This is a genomic window from Flagellimonas baculiformis (assembly GCF_033441575.1).
Taxonomy (GTDB): domain Bacteria; phylum Bacteroidota; class Bacteroidia; order Flavobacteriales; family Flavobacteriaceae; genus Flagellimonas; species Flagellimonas baculiformis.
On the sequence record NZ_JAUZVW010000001.1, the window covers coordinates 343,523 to 361,641 of the forward strand.

The 18,119-nt window shown below is 45.3% G+C and carries 18 protein-coding genes; 4 read left to right on the forward strand and 14 right to left on the reverse strand.

Annotated features, from left to right (window positions below; translation table 11 throughout):
- Position 1: 1 nt before the first annotated feature.
- A complete protein-coding gene (locus SD450_RS01555) occupies positions 2-1,060 on the reverse strand; it encodes a LacI family DNA-binding transcriptional regulator (protein WP_318342898.1) in 1,059 nt (352 codons plus the stop codon).
- Between the two features lie 297 nt (positions 1,061-1,357).
- On the opposite strand from SD450_RS01555, the gene SD450_RS01560 reads away from it, so the two are divergent.
- Genes SD450_RS01560 through SD450_RS01570 form a run of 3 tightly spaced genes read left to right on the forward strand, consistent with a single transcriptional unit; the run spans position 1,358 to position 5,865 of the window.
- Positions 1,358-2,842, forward strand: a complete 1,485-nt coding sequence (locus SD450_RS01560; RefSeq protein ID WP_318342899.1) for a xylulokinase — start codon at positions 1,358-1,360, stop codon at positions 2,840-2,842.
- Positions 2,843-2,855: 13 nt separating this feature from the next.
- Positions 2,856-4,181: a xylose isomerase gene (gene xylA / locus SD450_RS01565; protein ID WP_318342900.1), complete on the forward strand. Its 1,326-nt coding sequence runs from the start codon at positions 2,856-2,858 to the stop codon at positions 4,179-4,181.
- 31 nt (positions 4,182-4,212) lie between these two features.
- The gene (locus SD450_RS01570) at positions 4,213-5,865 is read left to right on the forward strand and encodes a sodium:solute symporter (protein WP_318342901.1); all 1,653 of its coding nucleotides are present in this window, start codon (positions 4,213-4,215) and stop codon (positions 5,863-5,865) included.
- Positions 5,866-5,989: 124 nt separating this feature from the next.
- Here SD450_RS01570 and SD450_RS01575 read toward each other — a convergent pair whose 3' ends face one another.
- The 3 genes from SD450_RS01575 to SD450_RS01585 form a co-directional block, all read right to left on the reverse strand.
- Positions 5,990-6,421, reverse strand: a complete 432-nt coding sequence (locus SD450_RS01575) for a GNAT family N-acetyltransferase (protein WP_318342902.1) — start codon at positions 6,419-6,421, stop codon at positions 5,990-5,992.
- 65 nt (positions 6,422-6,486) lie between these two features.
- The gene (locus tag SD450_RS01580) at positions 6,487-7,791 is read right to left on the reverse strand and encodes a phosphoribosylamine--glycine ligase (RefSeq protein WP_318342903.1); all 1,305 of its coding nucleotides are present in this window, start codon (positions 7,789-7,791) and stop codon (positions 6,487-6,489) included.
- 25 nt (positions 7,792-7,816) lie between these two features.
- Positions 7,817-8,098 carry a hypothetical protein gene (locus SD450_RS01585; protein WP_318342904.1) on the reverse strand — a complete coding sequence of 94 codons (282 nt, stop codon included), beginning with the start codon at positions 8,096-8,098 and terminating at the stop codon, positions 7,817-7,819.
- Between the two features lie 1,013 nt (positions 8,099-9,111).
- On the opposite strand from SD450_RS01585, the gene SD450_RS01590 reads away from it, so the two are divergent.
- The gene (locus SD450_RS01590) at positions 9,112-9,459 is read left to right on the forward strand and encodes a winged helix-turn-helix domain-containing protein (RefSeq protein WP_318342905.1); all 348 of its coding nucleotides are present in this window, start codon (positions 9,112-9,114) and stop codon (positions 9,457-9,459) included.
- Here the strand turns inward: SD450_RS01590 and SD450_RS01595 are convergent.
- Genes SD450_RS01595 through SD450_RS01640 form a run of 10 tightly spaced genes read right to left on the reverse strand, consistent with a single transcriptional unit; the run spans position 9,456 to position 17,848 of the window.
- Positions 9,456-10,211 carry a sulfite exporter TauE/SafE family protein gene (locus SD450_RS01595; RefSeq protein WP_318342906.1) on the reverse strand — a complete coding sequence of 252 codons (756 nt, stop codon included), beginning with the start codon at positions 10,209-10,211 and terminating at the stop codon, positions 9,456-9,458. The genes SD450_RS01590 and SD450_RS01595 overlap by 4 nt on opposite strands.
- Before the next feature lie 3 nt (positions 10,212-10,214).
- Positions 10,215-11,381 (reverse strand): molybdopterin molybdotransferase MoeA, encoded by a 1,167-nt coding sequence (locus SD450_RS01600; RefSeq protein ID WP_318342907.1) that lies wholly within the window; start codon positions 11,379-11,381, stop codon positions 10,215-10,217.
- Positions 11,381-12,373: a GTP 3',8-cyclase MoaA gene (gene moaA, locus SD450_RS01605; protein ID WP_318342908.1), complete on the reverse strand. Its 993-nt coding sequence runs from the start codon at positions 12,371-12,373 to the stop codon at positions 11,381-11,383. Before moaA ends, SD450_RS01600 begins: the two co-directional genes overlap by 1 nt.
- Positions 12,366-13,262, reverse strand: a complete 897-nt coding sequence (gene moaCB / locus SD450_RS01610) for a bifunctional molybdenum cofactor biosynthesis protein MoaC/MoaB (RefSeq protein ID WP_318343088.1) — start codon at positions 13,260-13,262, stop codon at positions 12,366-12,368. The genes moaA and moaCB overlap by 8 nt, the downstream gene beginning before the upstream one ends.
- Entirely contained in the window at positions 13,262-13,705 is a 444-nt protein-coding gene (locus tag SD450_RS01615; protein ID WP_318342909.1) for a molybdenum cofactor biosynthesis protein MoaE, read from the reverse strand. The genes moaCB and SD450_RS01615 overlap by 1 nt, the downstream gene beginning before the upstream one ends.
- Positions 13,698-14,711: a HesA/MoeB/ThiF family protein gene (locus tag SD450_RS01620; RefSeq protein WP_318342910.1), complete on the reverse strand. Its 1,014-nt coding sequence runs from the start codon at positions 14,709-14,711 to the stop codon at positions 13,698-13,700. Before SD450_RS01620 ends, SD450_RS01615 begins: the two co-directional genes overlap by 8 nt.
- Complete coding sequence (locus SD450_RS01625; RefSeq protein WP_318342911.1) at positions 14,708-14,944, reverse strand: MoaD/ThiS family protein; 237 nt, start codon at positions 14,942-14,944, stop codon at positions 14,708-14,710. Before SD450_RS01625 ends, SD450_RS01620 begins: the two co-directional genes overlap by 4 nt.
- Complete coding sequence (locus SD450_RS01630) at positions 14,941-15,546, reverse strand: nucleotidyltransferase family protein (RefSeq protein WP_318342912.1); 606 nt, start codon at positions 15,544-15,546, stop codon at positions 14,941-14,943. Before SD450_RS01630 ends, SD450_RS01625 begins: the two co-directional genes overlap by 4 nt.
- Positions 15,543-16,697 (reverse strand): XdhC family protein, encoded by a 1,155-nt coding sequence (locus SD450_RS01635; protein WP_318342913.1) that lies wholly within the window; start codon positions 16,695-16,697, stop codon positions 15,543-15,545. The genes SD450_RS01630 and SD450_RS01635 overlap by 4 nt, the downstream gene beginning before the upstream one ends.
- Complete coding sequence (locus SD450_RS01640; RefSeq protein ID WP_318342914.1) at positions 16,694-17,848, reverse strand: cysteine desulfurase family protein; 1,155 nt, start codon at positions 17,846-17,848, stop codon at positions 16,694-16,696. Before SD450_RS01640 ends, SD450_RS01635 begins: the two co-directional genes overlap by 4 nt.
- Positions 17,849-18,119: the final 271 nt, after the last annotated feature.

The following is an 18,119-nucleotide window of genomic DNA, read 5'->3' on the forward strand; positions in this document are numbered from 1 at the left end:
ATCAACTGGTCTTGCTGGAATGGAGTATCTTGGCTTTTTTCAGAGAAGAGTCCCTTACAATGATTTCCGTACCAAGGACCGTTATCTCCGTGAGGTCGGCATCATAATTTTGTCCGGAATGGTTCAGGATTCTTTTGGCCGAAATGGCCCCCATTTTACTGGCCGGGTGCGATACGGTGGAAAGGGAAGGCTGCATAATGGACGCTATCGGGTCGTCATTGAACCCTATCACGGCCAATTCCTGGGGAACCTCTATTCCCATTTTTTTTGCGCACATAATGGCACTCACGGCAGCCGTGTCGTTTGCAGAAAATATGCCGTCGGGCGGTTCGGGCATTTTTAGAAGTTTCTTGGTGGCCTTGTTCCCTTCTTCAAAACTCAGGGTCTTAAAATGGATGATGAGGTCTTGATCAATGGGGAGACCAGATTCACGCAATGCATCCAGATATCCTTTTTTTCTTTCTTCGTAAATATTTCTGTGCTGCGCCCCTGCAAAATGTGCAATCCTGGTACAGCCTTGGTCTATCAAATGTTTGGTGGCCGAATATCCAGCAGTGTAGTTGTCGATCACGACTTTGTACGAATTGAAATTATCCGGCACCCTGTCCACAAAGACAATGGGAATCCCCAGATCTATAAATTTTTGAAAATGGCCCATATCCACTGTCTCCATTGATAGGGAAACAATTAACCCTGTGATCCTGCTATCATAAAGGGCATTGCAGTTGCTCACTTCGTTTTCGTACTTATCATTGGACTGGCTGATCAACACATTGTACCCAGCCTTTCTAGCAGTTTCCTCAATACCACTGATCAAGGAAGCTTGAAAAGGCCTGCTTATCCTGGAGATAAGCACTCCTATGGTATTGCTCTTATTGTTCCTGAGCCCTGCTGCCAAATTATTCGGACGGTACCCCATTTCCTCCGCAGCCTCTTTGATCAGTTTGATGGTTTTCTTACTGATGCTCTTATGGTTGTTCAAAGCTCTTGAAATCGTCGAGGGGGAATAGTTCAATTCTTTGGCGAGATCATAAATGGTAACCTCCTTTTTAATCTTCATCTGTCAAATACCGTTAGGTTTTTCAAGCACAATAAGGGATAAGCTTGAACTTCAATTCACTAAATTAGTTTTTAGTTTCCTTATAAAATAATTTTTTTAAATTGTTGAAAAAACACTTATTCATACAAAATACCTTGTTTTTTGATTATTTCAGCTTAATTTTCCCCAATGAGAAAAAATAAAGTTCGGGATTATAAAAAAATGTCATTTCTGTATAATTTACGGAAATAAAGGTACGCAATCGATTCCGTTGTTTATATTTGAAGAGCATAGAAATTAACCAAATGATCAAAATTCATGTATTGGATAGGATTCGACATTGGTAGTTCATCCATAAAAGCTGCATTGATAAGTGCCGATGATGGCCGTGTGGTGGATATGGCGCAGCAGCCAAAAATGGAAATGCCCATTGATTCCCCCAACCGCGGATGGGCGGAACAGGATCCCGACCTGTGGTGGAAATATGTGTGCGACGCCACCCACGAACTGATATCCAAAAACAACATAGTCAAAACTGACATCAAGGGTATCGGTATCTCCTATCAGATGCACGGGTTGGTGACCGTGGGCAAAGATCTTAAGCCTCTCAGACCTTCCATCATCTGGTGCGATAGCAGGGCGGTGGAAACTGGGGAACAGATCTTCAACAAAGTTGGGCCCACAAAATGTGTAGAGCACTTGTTGAACGCGCCGGGCAATTTCACCCTTTCCAAACTCAAATGGGTGAAGGACAACGAACCTGGCATCTATGGAAAAATCCACAAATTCATGTTGCCAGGGGATTACATCGCCTTAAAGTTATCTGGAGAGTGTGTGACCACCCCTTCCGGACTTTCGGAAGGAATCCTGTGGGACTTTAAGAAAAACCAACTGGCCAAATGGCTTCTGGAAGATGCAGGCATTGACCCTGAATTGGTTTCAGAAATACGGCCCTCCTTTTCGGAACAAGGCTTTGTGAGCAAACAGGGCGCAGCGGAATCCGGGCTGCCCGAAGGCATTCCCATCATGTACCGCGCGGGCGATCAGCCCAACAATGCACTTTCCCTCAATGTAATGGAACCTGGACAGATTGCTGCCACTGGGGGCACTTCCGGGGTGGTCTATGCCATATCCGGACACGAAAAAACAAGGGAACACACGCGCATCAACAGTTTTGCCCACACCAACCATTCTGCTGATCAACCCCGTATCGGAAAGTTGCTCTGCATCAATGGCACCGGGATCCAGTATAGCTGGATCAAGAACGAGCTCACCCATGGTCTTTCTTATGACAACATGAACCAACAAGCCGAGTCCATCCCAGTGGGTTCCGAAGGGTTACAGATCTTGCCGTTTGGCAACGGAGCAGAGCGAATGTTGGAAAATTGCAATAAGGGCTCGCGGGTGTTGAACCTCAATTTCAATGTGCACAAAGCTCCCCATATATTCAGGGCGGCACTCGAAGGTATTGCCTTTTCATTTGTGTATGGCATGGAAATCCTTCAGAATGATGGGGTGGAGATCGCTTCCATCAAAGCAGGCAACGACAATTTGTTCAGGGCGGGGCTGTTCTCCCAGACCATAGCCACGCTGACGAACAGTAAAATAGACATTGTGCAGACCACTGGGGCCGTAGGGGCGGCGAGGGCGGCGGCCTTTGCCCATGGAGATTTCAAGAGCATCGGCGAGGCAACGGCATCTGATGCCATACAGATGACCCATGAACCTGTAGCTTCAGCCGCAGCGTACCACGAAGCCTATCAAACATGGAAAAAAGAATTGAAAAAATATATTGATAACTGAATAAACCACAATCATGATCACAACAGGAGACAAAGAATATTTTAAAGGGATAGGAAAAATCCAATATGAGGGAAAATCATCCGATAACCCACTGGCATTCAAGTATTATGATGAAAACAAAGTTGTAGGTGGCAAGACCATGAAGGAGCATTTCAGGTTTGCCATAGCCTATTGGCATACCTTCACCGGTACAGGTGGAGATCCCTTTGGTGCCCCTACCCAAGATTTTCCATGGCTTACAAGCACAGACCCCATCCAACAGGCCAAGGACAAAATGGACGCCGCTTTTGAGTTCATGACCAAGATTGGCGCGCCCTACTATTGCTTCCATGATTTTGATCTGATCTCGGAAGGGGCCACCCTTGCCGAATCTGAAAAACGATTGGACCTCATCACGGATTATGCCCAAGAAAAAATGAAGTCATCGGGGGTAAAATTACTCTGGGGAACGGCCAATTGCTTCAGTAATCCCCGATATATGAACGGCGCTGCGACCAATCCTGATTTTGATGTGGTCGCCTTCGCTGGCGCACAGGTGAAAAACGCCTTGGACGCCACCATCAAACTAGGTGGGGAAAACTACGTCTTCTGGGGAGGACGCGAGGGGTATATGTCCCTGTTGAACACTGATATGGGCCGCGAACTGGACCACATGGCCCGTTTTCTGCACATGGCCAAGGACTATGCCCGCAAGCAGGGCTTCAAGGGCACTTTTTTCATCGAACCAAAACCGATGGAACCCACCAAGCACCAATATGATTTTGATTCGGCGACCGTGCTCGGCTTCCTGACCAAATATGACCTTTTGGGCGATTTCAAACTCAACATCGAAGTGAACCACGCCACCTTGGCCCAACACACTTTTGAGCACGAACTCCAAGTGGCCGCGGACAACAACCTCTTGGGAAGTATCGATGCCAATAGGGGCGATTATCAGAACGGGTGGGACACCGACCAATTCCCTGTGGATGTGTATGAACTCACCCAAGCCATGTTGGTGATCCTTCAGGCAGGTGGTTTTCAGGGCGGCGGAATCAATTTTGACGCCAAGATCAGACGAAATTCCACAGATCTGGAAGATATTTTCCATGCCCACATTGGAGGGATGGACGCATTTTCAAGGGCATTGTTAGCCGCAAATGCAATATTGGAAAATTCCAAATATGTCAGCATGAGAAGTGATCGCTATTCTTCTTTTGATTCTGGGAACGGAAAAGCGTTCGAAGAGGGAAAACTCACTTTGGAAGACCTTCATGCACATGCCTCTTCCAACCCAAACATCAAAAAGCGGAGCGGGAAGCAAGAGTTGTTTGAAAACATCATCAACCAGTACATATAAATTATAACCGAACAAGCTAAACCCAACAATTATGGAATCAGTTTTGGAAACGCCGGATTGGATCGTTCTCGGCATTTATTTCTTGGCCCTTATAGCAGTGGCGGCATGGGTGGTCCTCCAAAAAAACAAGGACACCGAGGATTACTTTTTGGCAGGCAGGAATGTAGGCTGGTTTGTGATCGGGGCCTCCATCTTTGCATCGAACATTGGTTCGGAACATGTTGTGGGACTTGCCGGCACCGGCTTTGAATCGGGCACGCCCATGGCCCATTATGAGCTTCATGCCTGGATCGTACTGCTGTTGGGTTGGCTGTTTCTCCCTTTCTATATCAGGAGTGGGGCTTTCACCATGCCAGAGTTCCTTGAAAAACGATTTGACAGTCGTTCCCGTTGGTTTCTTTCCATTTTTTCGTTGGTCGCCTATGTGTTGACCAAAGTCTCGGTGACCATTTATGCCGGCGGCATCGTGGTCTCGGAACTTTTGGGGATTCCTTTTTGGTATGGTGCCATTGGCGTAGTGGTCTTTACTGGCATTTATACGATCATTGGTGGGATGAAGGCCGTGATCTACACCGAAACGTTACAGACCGTGATCTTGATTTTGGGTTCATTGATCATCACCTATCTGGGACTGCAAGAAGTGGGTGGCTGGGGACAACTCCGGGAAACGGTCACCTCCGTTAGCCCGGACCACTTCAATATGTGGCGCCCCATGAGCGACCCACAGTTCCCATGGACGGGGCTGTTAATCGGTGGAACCATAGTGGGAATCTGGTATTGGTGTACCGATCAATATATTGTGCAACGAACCCTTGCTGCCAACAATATAAAAATAGGAAGACGAGGGGCCATTTTTGGGGCCTATCTGAAGCTGATGCCCATTCTGATATTTTTGGTTCCTGGTATCATTGCCTTTGCCCTGACCATCCAAAATCCTGAGGTTTTTAACGTTGACCGTGCCGATAGGGCCTTTCCTATGCTGGTCAAGACCCTTCTGCCTGTAGGGTTGAAAGGTTTGGTGGCCGGGGGACTTATGGCCGCCCTAATGAGTTCCTTGGCATCGGTGTTCAACTCCTGCTCCACCATTTTCACCATGGATATCTATAAAAAACTTCGTCCAGAAAAGACCGAGCGTGAACTATTGACCATCGGTAAGGTAGCCACAGGGATCATAGTGGTGCTGGGAATCATCTGGATCCCGATCATGGACAAGATCGGTGGTGGGGTCATGTACCAATACTTGCAAAATGTTCAGTCCTACATTGCACCTCCAGTAACAGCCGTGTTCTTGTTGGGCATTCTCTGGAAACGGGTCAATTCCAAAGCTGCAATTACGACGCTTTTGGCAGGTCTGGTCCTGTTGATCCTCAGGTTGGGCTCCGAAATTTATTATCAGCCACAAATAACGGCTGGAGAAGAAGTGTCAGGCTTTCTTTTCCAGTTTGCCACTGTGAACTTTGCCCACATGGCCATTTTTATGTTCATCTTTTCGGTGGTACTTTGTGTATCGGTCAGCTTGGCCACGACGCCACCGGATTATGTGACCATCAAAGGGCTTTCCTTTGGCACCTTGTCCGCTGAGGACAAAGCGGCCACCAAGGGAAGTTATAGCAAAGTCGATGTGGTACTCTCCGTATTGCTGGTGGTCATAGTAATCGCAATTCTATCCTATTTCACGGGGTAGCGAAGGCGTTATACAACATATAGAATGAAGTAGTAAAATACATAGGATATATGGGGAATTGAGTTTTTCAAAAGAGATTTTTGAAACTTAAACACATTATCAAAAATCAGATGTAGAAATTTTGTCAAGAGGTTTTTGGCCGGCCTTCAAAATGGTTCGGTGGTTCCCAAATCAAAAGTTCTTCACAAATCTGACCCTGTATAAGCGTAGCCGTCCACTTGAACCCGTTTTTTTCATAAAACGCAATCAAACCTGGTTCTTCAACGGTGAGCCAAAAACCTTTGTCCCCATGCAACGTCTTTATACATTCCAACCAGGTGCTTCCTAGGTTCTGCCCCCTATACGCTGGCACCACAAATAGAAAACCGATATATAAATGACCGTTTTCCACAAAAGGCTCCACTTCCTTTTCAAAAATTCCCATCTCTGGGGGAAGTCCCTTGAATAGCATTCCTCCCCCTAAAATGTGGCCCTGTTCCATTATTGCATACAACTCCATCCTGTCCATAGAACTCTCCATATACAGGAAAAAATCCAAACGCCATTCCTCGGGCATCGCCGTCAAGAATTGATCTGGGGATCCTTCCCACTTTAGAAATTGTCTCCCAGTTCGGTCTAAATCTATAACAGTCCCCACGACCACAATTTATCCGAATCTTCCAGCCATCGATCACCAATATCGGTGCGGTAATACCCATTGTTGACAATCACATTTTGGATACGGTTGTACATATTGCGCTGTGCATCGCGCATGGTAATTCCCGTTCCGGTGACCAAGACCGCAATTCCGGTATTCCCCGTAATGAGCCATTGGTCGTTTACCTTTTTTACGTGCATGGGATGTACGCCCTCTTTTTGGTCTTTTTTGAATACAACCACCGCGTCCTTGGAAAAAAGCTCAAATGTTTTTTTATCGTCGTACGGAAACGGTGGCACCACAATATATGCACCGACCTGGAATCCCTTTTTTACCTGGATCTGGTTTTTGGTCCCATCCGCGACTCCCATAAGCAGCGTGCTGATAGGGTCCACCAGACCGGCCCTTTGGATGAACACTTGGGGATATCCAAATCTGGAGGTGAATTCCAAAGGATATATGCCATTGCCATTCACAATACAGTTCAGGTCAATATGCCCACGGAACCCTTGCTGTGCCAAAGTGCTTTCGAAAGGCTCCAATGTCTTCTGGAACAACGGAGAGTCCTTTGTCCAAAACATACTGGTCCCCATTTCCCCCGTGGACACCCCTAGTTCCTTGGGAAACAGTTTCTTGTGCTCAAATGTGATGTTCACTGGTTGTAAAAACTGTTTTCCGTTAAAATAGGCCCCAATGGAAACCTCCACGCCCTTTACCTTATGCTGCAATTGAAAAGTGCCAAAGCGGTCCCCCCACGATTTCTCGTAGGCATACAACATCCGGATCACATCCAGTCCACGGTCATCATTGCCCACAAACAAAAGTTGTTTGAGGTCCTGTGTCTTGCCCGACGGTTTGAGCACGTAGGGATTGGGATGGGATTCGATGTGGGCGATGGCCTCGGAAAACGAGTCAAAATCCTTGGACGCCAAGGTCCTTATTTTGTGTCTTCGAAGTTCTGCCTGGCCAAAATTACGGTCCAGTTCAAGACGATCGGTATAGAGGGAACCCCCAAAGACCGATTTTCCTGCGGCCCTTAATTCTTCGTATTCTTCACCATAGCCCGTATAATCGAATACAATGCAATCCGCCCATGCGACGTGTTTTTTCCAATCCAGGGCTTTGGGTACAAAACCATACCCAATCTCCCGTGAGGATTTATCCTCAATGAACAGTTTTACCTGCTGTCCCTCATTTTGTGCAGCTAGGGCAACATCCAAAGTTTCACCCCAGCGGGATACAAACAATATCCTTTTTCCCTTTTGCTCTTGTTTTTTTAGTTTTTCCATGAAAAGTTAAGAATGTGCTATGAAATCAATAAACCAATGAAAGCCCGGTACCGATATACCTCCCAAAGGTTTCATTCGGATCACCATCCAATTCTTTCGCTATCCTATAGGTCAACCCGAAATGGTGGCCTACAAAGAATTCTTCGGAAAGATGGCCCGGTTCCAAACCAGCATTTTCCACACTGTGAAATAGGTAGGTGTTGCCATTCCCATCCACAAAAGGATGGGTGGTTTTTTCCGAGCAATCATACATGGTGTCAAGGGTATTTTCTTGGGGATTGTCCATCCAGGACAAAATAGGGGTCATTGAAATTATAATAGTTTTGATAGTATATGGATTTGGATCAAAAGATTCAGTTTTGTCAGTGCAAAAAGTCAGCTGTCCTGAAGACATACGGCTAAAAAGTCCCACTATGGAATTCCCGTATAGAACAGGCCTTATTCGGACTGAGTGAAAAAAAGGGATGCACCATCTGGGAGCCAATGCCAAAAACATTCTTTGACATAGAGATGTTGGGAATATATTCTCTTCGTTGGGCACCTACCCTGTAGATGGTTTTGGAGACGAATTCCCTATACACCAAAACCCCAACATCGTTGTTTGCTAGCATGGCCTTTCGCCTAAGGCGAGGCTCTTAAATCACAGTTCAAAGGAAGTGAAAAAACAGATATATTATAGTTAAGGTTGACTTTTTTTTATGAATCTGTCCTTGGGCTTTTATTCGTCCCTATTAACCTTTTTTGCACAGAAAATCCGAAAAAGCCAGTATGGAACCTTACTATACATGTCGTTTTCCAACAGCATCAGTTGTATGGAACAATCCATCAAGGAGACTCGGTACTTTGTTTTTATGCCCATCTTGTCATATTCACCATCCATGTACAGTCCCAATAAAATATTGTCAATGGGAATCTCGCTCTACCTGTTCTTGATAATCAAGACTCCAACGCCTACTTTTTGGCTTGGACCAATTGACCGAAACCTGAACCGTATTCAAATTGCATATGGACCAGGCTTATACAATATCTAGCCATGTACACAACTATTTAGTAAAAAAACGAATTGACCCCTTTTGGGTCTCAGTCAATGTTCAGCAAAAAAAGGCAAAATAAACTCGTTTTCCTTTTGCCTCATAATTCTATGGTGTTCCCGCTTTAAGGAGAACTCGCTCCCATGGTCACTCAGCCATCATCACCAGTTGCACAACCCTTTATTCAAGACTCCAAGGTAATACCCACATGGCGATTAATCCCTACCTTAGGCTCAGGCAATTTCAAGAAAAAGAACAAAATCATTGGCCAATACTTAAAGTTGCGATTATGGAAGGTATTAAACAACTTCGAACCAGATGCTGGATAGATATTGATGGAAAAAAATTCTTTGGCCCTGGACGGGCCCAACTATTGATGATGATTGCCAAAAATGGATCTTTGTCCAAAGCGGCCAAGGAAATGGGAATGTCGTATCGCAAGGCTTGGTCCATGGTGGAAGACATGAATCAAAGGGGACAGAAACCTTATGTGGACCTCCATAAAGGTGGAGCCGAAGGGGGTGGGGCCGAACTAACGGAGACTGGCAAGAAAGTGCTTTCCACCTTTTTAAAAATGAATGATGAAATCACTATCTCCATGCAAAAATATACCGATGAAATGTTGGCGCTGATTTAAATCTTTATACCAAAACCGTGCAATAAAATCAATCGGAAACCCACATAAAGAACCAAAATACTGGTAAGGAAGCCCAAAAATTTCAAGTTGAACTTTTTATTGGATAAGTAGGAACCGATACTTCCTCCGATCACAACTGCCACCACCAATTGCAATGTCAGTTCGTCGTGTAACTTGAAGGTTCCTGCCACATTGAGGCCAATCAGACCAGAAATGGAATTGACCAGAATAAAAACAGAGGCCAGCGAGGCTACTACCCGTGGGTTTTCCCACTTTAAAAGATTCAGCACCGGGGATAGAAAAATACCTCCGCCAATTCCAGAAATTCCGGAAAGCAAACCGATGCCACCACCAAGTGCCAATTTTTTCGGATTGGAAAATTTCTTCGAATCCAGTTTTTTCTTTGCAAAACGGAGCAGCATAAAAATCCCGGCCATGACCAAGGCGCTTCCCAGCACCAGAAAAAATACGGTTTGCGACAAGCGTATTTGAGCACCCAAATAGGCAAACAGAATGCTCATCAGCAAAAACGGCCAGAACAGTTTCATATCGAACACCCGGTTGCGGATAAAGACTATGGTCCCAATGGTCACGACACAGATATTCAAAATGAGTGCCGTGGAGCGTATCTCATAAAAATCGGTCAGGAAAAGGCTCAAAATGGCCAAGTAACTGGACCCTCCCCCAAAACCGACCGAGCTATAAAAAAGTGCGATCAAAAAGAAAACGATGGGCAAATATTCCACACTCATCAGTCAAGAAATCAATTTACAATCCACCAAATCCCCTTCTTTCAATTTTATCCCGTCATCCACAAAAGCCAAGGCATTCCCAATGGCCATGGATTGGATCATGGAGGATCCCTGTCCATCCAATATCTCTACCTTTCCCTCGAATACATGGGCCTTGAGAAAGGAGGGGCGTCCAAAATTGTTCGTATAGGCATGGCTTATGGGAAATTGGTACGTGGGCAAACCTACCTTTCCATATCCTGAAAACTTTTGCAGCAGAGGAAGCACGTACATATAAAAACAAGTAAGGGACGATGCAGGATTGCCTGGCAGTGCAAAAACAAATTGGTTTGCCCTTCGTCCAAAATACAATGGTTTTCCAGGCTTTTGGAGTACCCGATAAAACAATTCATCCACTCCGTTCGCTTCCAGGGCCGGCCGGACAAAATCGTAGTCACCTACCGATATCCCCCCAGACACAATCAAAACATCGCAGGATTCCAAGGCATTTTTAATGCCTTTTTTGGTTGCCTCAAGATTGTCCTTGATCTGCATTTTATGCTGATGTTGGAACCCAAATTGCTGCAACACTCCCGCAATGGCAAAGCTGTTGGATTCGTATATCTGTCCCTCTTGCTTGGGTTGTCCAGGGTGCACCAGTTCATTGCCGGTAGTGACGATGTTGACCCGAGGTTTTGAAAATACGTCCAAATGTTCCAATCCGAGACTTCCCATCAAGGATAGTGAGGGTGGGCCCAAAACATGTCCTTTCCCGAATACCAATTGCCCTTCGGTCAGTTGCCCTCCTCTTTTTCGGATATTTTGTCCTATTCTGGGCATTTCGTCCAAAAAAAGTGTGCCCGATTCCACCGAGGTTTTCTCCTGCATCATCACCGCGGAAGTGGCATGGGGCACTTTGGCCCCAGTAAAAATACGGACGGCCTCCCCATCATTCAACTGTATTTTTTTGGATTCCCCTGCTGCTACCTCACCTACCAGTTTATATGCTTGGTAAAGTCCACACAGGGCATAACCGTCCATAGCGGAATTGTCAAACTCAGGTACATGAAAGGGTGACAACGTATCTTTTGATAGGGCATATCCAAGGGATTCCCCTAAGCGAAGGGTTTGACTTTTTACATTGATTTTTTGATCATCAATGATGCGAAGTGCTTCAGAAATCGTTACCATTAGCCCCCTATTGAAATCATTGAACGGTTTTGCTCATAGTGCGCTGCGTCCATTTTTACTTCCATGCCGTCCCGGGAATGCTTTTTGGATTTTATGGCGTCCAAAATGATGGATTCCATTTTTTCTCCCTTGCGCAATGGGGTCAACAGATCGGTCTCTGATGTGGCGAACAGGCAATTTTTCATTTTGCCATCTGCCGTGAGGCGAATGCGGTTGCACTCATCACAAAAAGGATTGGTAATTGTGCTGACAATTCCAAAACTACCCTTATGTCCCTTGACCCTAAAATTAGTGGAAGTGCTGTGCTTTGGATTTTGAAGTTCCTCTATTTCACCAAATGCATTGCCAATGGTCTGCAGGATTTCTTCTTTGCCGACACCCTTGCTCCAGTCCCACTTGTTTCCTTTGAAGGGCATAAACTCAATGAACTTGATGGTCAAACCCTTATGTTTTGTCAAGGCGATGAAGTCATTGATTTCGTTATCGTTCACCCCTTTGATCAAAACTACATTGAGTTTGATGTCCATATCCATATCGAGCGCCATTTCGAGGTTCTCCATGATCCGGTCGTAATAATCGCGCTTGGTAATAAATATGGATTTGGCCTTGTCCAAGGTGTCCAGACTAAAATTGATCTTACGCAATCCTATCTTTTGGAAAAGTTCCAGATACTTGTCAAGCACAATACCGTTGGTAGTCAATTTAAGGGTCACGCCCAGTTTGGCCAGCTCCTCGACCAAAAAGCCAAAATTCTTCCGAACCAAAGGTTCACCACCTGTCAACCGAACCGTATCCACACCCAGATCCCGAAATGTTCTGGTCATCTCGATGATTTCCTCCAGGGTCATGATGCTCGGTTTTTCCATCAACTCAATACCTTCTTCGGGCATGCAGTAAAAACACCGAAGGTTGCACCGATCCGTCAATGAAATGCGGAGATAGGTGTGCGGCCTACCAAAATTATCCAGTATTTGTGGTTTTTTGTCAATCATGTCTTTTTCCTTCTATCACTTTAAATGCGTGCAGCACGTGTGGGAAAATCGCATCCATGGATTCCGCTGCTCCCTTGGTGGAACCAGGTAGTGCCAGAATCAATTTACCGTCCTTGATGCCCGCGATGGAACGCGAGAACATCGCATACGGCATCCGATTTTGCCCGTAGCTTCGCATTTGTTCTTCTACTCCTTTTAGTTTGATGTCCAACAAGGGCTCCAAAGTCTGAGGGGTGACATCCCGTGGCCCCACGCCCGTACCTCCTGTAAAAATCAACATGTCTACGGAAGAGTTTTCCACTTTCTTGATGATTTCCTCGGCTTCATCTGGAATGATGCTTTTTTGGGATGTTACCCCAAAAGCCTCCAATTTCTCGATAATCGCTTCGCCTGCCTTGTCCTCCCCTTTTCCTTTGGAAATGGTATCGGAACAAACAACAACATCAGCGGTCAAGCCTTCCGAATTGATTTTATAAGAGGATTTTCCTCCTTTTTTCGATTTGAGACGGATGGTGCCGATTTCGACATTCTTATCAATCGGTTTGAGCATATCGTACATGGTGAGCGCCACAACACTTGCTCCGTGCATTGCCTCTACCTCCACCCCTGTTTTGTAAATGGTCTTTACCGTCATCGAAATGATGATGTCCAGACCATTGATTTCATAGTCGATTCCTGTGTATTCAATGGGCAACGGATGACAATCGGGCAAGAGGTCCGGTGTCTTTTTCACGCCCAACAATCCCGCTGCCTTGGCCATTTCAAACACATTCCCTTTGGGAACTTCGTTGTTTTGAATTGCATCGATTGTAGCTTGATTACTTGTTTTTACGATGGCTTCCGCAGTGGCCTCCCGAAGGGTCGTTACCTTATATGTGATGTCTACCATTACTTGTTCACTTTCCATTGATGGGTTTCGTCTTCAAAAATTTCTTTGCCGAACACGGGCACTTTTGCCTTGATCTCTTCCACAAAAAAGTTGGTGGCGGCTATCGCAATTTTTCGATGTGCCGATGAAGTGAACACAAACAGGCAAAGCTCTCCAACGCCCACCTTGCCCAGACTATGGTAAATATGGGCACAGGTAATGTCAAACTTGGCAAAAGCGGTTTCACGTATTTCGTGGAACACTTTTTCCGCCATCTCTTCATAAGCTGTATAATCGATGGCGGTCACGGTTTTACCATCTACTTCATCTGCCCTGATCTGTCCCAAAAAAATACTGTGTGCACCAATATTGGTCTTGCTTTGGTGGTTGGCCACCGATTGGGCTATTTTTTCGGGAGGAATGGCCCCTTGTACAAATACTTTTTTCGGTTTTTTCTTATCCATCGATAATAGTTTCTATACCGCCTTCCACATTTTTCAAATTATGGAAACCAAATTCATTTTTAAGGATTTCGATTGCGTTCTTGCTTCGCTTTCCAGACTGGCAGAACACAAAAACCTCCTGATTATCAGGAATTTCCCGGTATCGTGATGTGAGATCGCCCAAGGGAATGCTCAACACTTTTTTTCCTTTTGGTTTGGGCTGTTCAAACGCCTCGCGCACATCGAGATACCATTGCTCCTTGTCCTTCAAGTCACAATCGATATAAAGGGGGGCAATTCCCCCTTTGCGTATTTTTTCCACTTCTTCGGGTCGCTTGTTTATTTTGATGGTTTGCTCGCTGGTCTGCATCATGTTGATGAGCTTTAGCTTACCGGATAGTACCTCGCCCGACCCTAAAATAATTTTAAGGACTTCGGCTGCCTGAAGCGTTCCCAAAATGCCCGGTAATACACCCAACACTCCCGTAGCCTCACAACTGATGTTCTGTCGGGTACTTTTTGGGAATACACATCGATACGTAGGTCCATTTTTGTAATTGAAGACCGACAATTGTCCTTCATTTTTATAAATGGAGGCAAAAACCCAAGGTTTATCAGTCAATATACATGCATCGTTGATGAGATATTTGGTTTCAAAATTATCCGTACCATCCAAGACCACATCATATTGCCGAATGATAGATTCAGCATTTTCAATCGTCAACGGTTCTTCATATACCTCAAACTGTACCTCACTGTTCTGCTTTTCCAGGCGTTCCTTGGCTACGGATGCTTTTGACCTTCCTAAATCCGATTCTTGAAAGAGCACTTGTCGATGCAGATTGGATATATCAACCCTGTCATGGTCCATCAGGCCAATCTTGCCCACACCCGCGCCAACCAAATACATCGCGGCAGGACAGCCCAATCCTCCAACACCAACAATCAATACCTTGGCATTGCGAAGCCTTTCCTGACCCTCTGGGCCAACTTCCGTGAGTTTTATTTGTCTGTCGTACCTGCTCATCCTCCTGCGAATGGTGGCAACAAGGCCACTTCATCACCATCTTTTAGGGTTATTTGATCATCTAAATTTTGGTTCACGGCTATCTGTATCGAATCTTTGTCCGCTATAGCCAATCCGTTCAAACATTGTGCTTTTAGTTCCAAAGCGGTCAGCGGTCCGTTGAACTCCAAAACCTCTTCGGACTTTTCAGTAGCTTCGGCCACCAAACCAAAATATTTAATGGTTACTTTCATTCTTCCATTTGCTTTAGTTGCTGCACATCTTCTTCGGTATCCACATCAAACACACCCTTTTTGAAGGTCTCCGTACAGAAATCAAATCCTTCCAAATGCATCAGTTTCTTGGCCCCTTCGTCTCCTTCCAACTGTAACAACAGTGGAAATGTTTCTTTACCAAAAATGGCAGGTACTCCAATGTCATTCCCATATTGGGAATAAGTAGCCATAGGCTTTTGAGTCAACTGGGTGTGTACCAGTTTATGTAAATTTTCCAATTCCAAAAAGGGCTGATCGGACACTAAAAACAACACATGATCCAATTCATTTTCTATTGACAAGGCGGCTTCCAGACCTATTTTTATACTGGATGCCATTCCTTGTTCCCACTCTTCATTGAACACCACGCTGTATCCTTCACCATCAATTTTTTCTTGAATATCCTTCAAATTTGCGCCCAGCACCAATATCTTGGTTTGGAATCCGAGATTATCTACATTATCCATGGTGCGTTCCAAAAGCGTCTTTCCTTTGAATTCCACTAATTGCTTGGGCCGCCCCAAACGAGTGGAACCACCTGCTGCCAAAACCACCACCGCTATGTCTTCTCTTGCATTCAAAGGGTTATCTTTTGAAATTGATTTGCTGTAGTATCATGAATGGGCTCTGTTTTTTGTTTTAGAGGCCGGGCCTCCTTGCGGGTCAATACACTCTGGATTTCCGCCAAAATGGACAATCCGATTTCGGCCGGCGTCTCCGCCCCTATTTCCAATCCTACGGGTGCATGGATCTTGGCCAAGTCCTCTTTCGAAACTTGAATGCCATCATCAGTCAATTCGTGGAGCATACGGTCGTATTTTTTTGAAGGTCCCAATATCCCGATATAGGGTATTTGGGGTTTTTCCAATATTAACCGCAGTACACTTAGATCATAGTTATAGTTGTGGCTCATGAGCACAAAACATGTTCGCTGGTCAATGTTGATGTTTTCCAAGATTTCTTCCGGCTTGGTGACAATGACTTGGCACGAACCCGCAAAACGTTCTTTATTCGCATGGGTGCGGCGTCCATCGGTCACGGTTACTTTCCAACCCAAAAGTTCGGCCTGTTGTGCCAAGACCTGGGCATCGTTGCCAGCTCCTACCAAAATCAATTTTACAGCGGGCTGATGTATTTGGGTGAACACAAAATGTGTTTTCTCTTTAGTCACAAGCTCTGCAAAACAAGAGGAACCATTGCCAATGGCCTCATTGCTTTTGACAAGCAAAGCTTGGTGCAAACCATCGGGGATTTCCCTTCCCAGTACTGCCCTATTTTCATCCGCAGTCAGAATGGTCCCCAGTTGTTGCTGGGTTTTGTCCAGATCAAAAACAACAGAAATGGTCCTGGGAACTTCTTGTTCAACGACAGTTTTAAAAAGTTCGCAGGGATTATACCTATCCGTGTAATCAATGGGCTCAAACAACACTTGAATGATTCCATTGCAACCCAACTGGGCCCCGATTATGGCATCATCTTCATCGCTGGTATCGTAAGTAACCAGTTTGTTTTCTCCCACATCCAAGGCATAAAGTGCCTTTCTGAGCGCGTCCCCTTCCAAGCAGCCTCCGCTGATGGCCCCTGTGATATTCCCGTATTCGTCCACCAACATCCGTGCGCCGGCCCTTCGATAGGATGAGCCCTCAACATGCACCACTGTGGCCAAAATACAGCGTATGCCCTGTGATTTTAGCTGTTGATATTGTGCTATGATCACATCCAACTCCCTCATAAGGCAACAGCTTTTAATTGATTTACTGTCGTTTTGATTTTCAAAACTGCCTTTTGGATGTCCTCCGAGGTGGTGTTTCGGCCTGTACTGATCCGTAAACTCGCCAAGGCATGGCCATCTTCCAGCCCCATGGCCTTCAAGACATGCGATGGATTCATTTGGTTGGAGGTGCAAGCAGAACCGCGTGATAAAGCCAATGTATTCAAATAACGGAGCAATTTTGTCCCGTCCACTCCTGCAAACGATACATTTGTGGTATTGGGCAGTCGTTCCTCACCGTGAGAATTTATGATGGCTCCTTCTATTGTCAACAACTCCTCTTCCAGTTGGTTTCGTAAGTCCAATTGGTTTTGATAATTTTCTTGGAGATTTGCTCCTGCCATTTTGCATGCAGCACCAAATCCAACTATTCCGGGAACATTCAGGGTTCCCGGCCTCACTCCTTTTTCATGGTTCCCTCCAAAAAAGTGTTTGGCGATGGTCGTGTTGTTGTCCTTGTTCAGATATAGGGCACCCACACCTTTGGGCCCATAAATTTTGTGTGATGAAAAAATGGCCATGTCAATTCCCAAATCTTCCAAATCCACCGGGATTTTACCAACAGCTTGTGTGATATCGGACATCAGGGCCACATTTTTTCCATGGGCTATCCCAGCAATGGATTTTATAGGATGAATGAGTCCTGTTTCATTGTTCGCCAACATGATGCACACCAGTAAAGTTGTTGGCAAAATCATTTTATCCAGTTCCTCCAAATCAATGTTCCCTTGCCCATCCACATCTAGATAAGTGACCTCAAAACCTTCTTCTTCCAACGCGTCCATGGTTTCGAGTACGGCCTTGTGTTCCGTGCTGCAAGTGACGATATGGTTTCCTTTGTTCCTGTTCTTCCTGCAAAAACCGAACAAAGCCAAGTTAGCGGCTTCAGTGGCTCCAGATGTGAAAGTTATCTCTGTTGGTCTACAATTGACCAACTTCGCCACCTGGTTCCGAGCTGTTTCCACGGCATCATCCGCAAACCAGCCAAAGGAATGATCGCTGCTCGCATTGCCAAAACTTTCCGTAAAGAAAGGCATCATGACCTTGACCACCTCAGGTTCAACTGGTGTGGTTGCATTATAATCCAGATAAATTTTATCACTCAAAACCATGAAAACTTCGTTATGCACACTTGTACATAACGCAATTTACTAATATTGTGGGTTCTGGCATACTTTTTCTAACGGATTGCCGCACTGAACTGAACAAAAGCTTTTTGATGGACCGCCCAAGGCGAATTGGACAAAATCAGTCAGGACGTTCAAAGTATTCTGAAAAATCTAGTGTCAATACAAGTGTTTTATCCAATACAACGTCAAGGATATACTTCTTTTTACAAGTCTTGGAATGGTCAATGAGGTTTTAGGTACCACAGAGACCTCA

Coding starts and splice junctions, on each gene's coding strand:
- SD450_RS01615 (WP_318342909.1), bottom strand. CDS start 13,705: ATGGATAAGAAAAAACCGAAAAAAGTATTTGTACAAGGGGCCATTCCT.
- SD450_RS01620 (WP_318342910.1), bottom strand. CDS start 14,711: ATGAGCAGGTACGACAGACAAATAAAACTCACGGAAGTTGGCCCAGAG.
- SD450_RS01595 (WP_318342906.1), bottom strand. CDS start 10,211: ATGAGTGTGGAATATTTGCCCATCGTTTTCTTTTTGATCGCACTTTTT.
- SD450_RS01575 (WP_318342902.1), bottom strand. CDS start 6,421: ATGCCCGAGGAATGGCGTTTGGATTTTTTCCTGTATATGGAGAGTTCT.
- SD450_RS01560 (WP_318342899.1), top strand. CDS start 1,358: ATGTATTGGATAGGATTCGACATTGGTAGTTCATCCATAAAAGCTGCA.
- SD450_RS01585 (WP_318342904.1), bottom strand. CDS start 8,098: ATGACCCCTATTTTGTCCTGGATGGACAATCCCCAAGAAAATACCCTT.
- SD450_RS01590 (WP_318342905.1), top strand. CDS start 9,112: ATGGAAGGTATTAAACAACTTCGAACCAGATGCTGGATAGATATTGAT.
- moaCB (WP_318343088.1), bottom strand. CDS start 13,262: ATGGTAGACATCACATATAAGGTAACGACCCTTCGGGAGGCCACTGCG.
- SD450_RS01555 (WP_318342898.1), bottom strand. CDS start 1,060: ATGAAGATTAAAAAGGAGGTTACCATTTATGATCTCGCCAAAGAATTG.
- SD450_RS01640 (WP_318342914.1), bottom strand. CDS start 17,848: ATGGTTTTGAGTGATAAAATTTATCTGGATTATAATGCAACCACACCA.
- xylA (WP_318342900.1), top strand. CDS start 2,856: ATGATCACAACAGGAGACAAAGAATATTTTAAAGGGATAGGAAAAATC.
- SD450_RS01625 (WP_318342911.1), bottom strand. CDS start 14,944: ATGAAAGTAACCATTAAATATTTTGGTTTGGTGGCCGAAGCTACTGAA.
- SD450_RS01635 (WP_318342913.1), bottom strand. CDS start 16,697: ATGAGGGAGTTGGATGTGATCATAGCACAATATCAACAGCTAAAATCA.
- SD450_RS01580 (WP_318342903.1), bottom strand. CDS start 7,791: ATGGAAAAACTAAAAAAACAAGAGCAAAAGGGAAAAAGGATATTGTTT.
- SD450_RS01570 (WP_318342901.1), top strand. CDS start 4,213: ATGGAATCAGTTTTGGAAACGCCGGATTGGATCGTTCTCGGCATTTAT.
- SD450_RS01600 (WP_318342907.1), bottom strand. CDS start 11,381: ATGGTAACGATTTCTGAAGCACTTCGCATCATTGATGATCAAAAAATC.
- moaA (WP_318342908.1), bottom strand. CDS start 12,373: ATGATTGACAAAAAACCACAAATACTGGATAATTTTGGTAGGCCGCAC.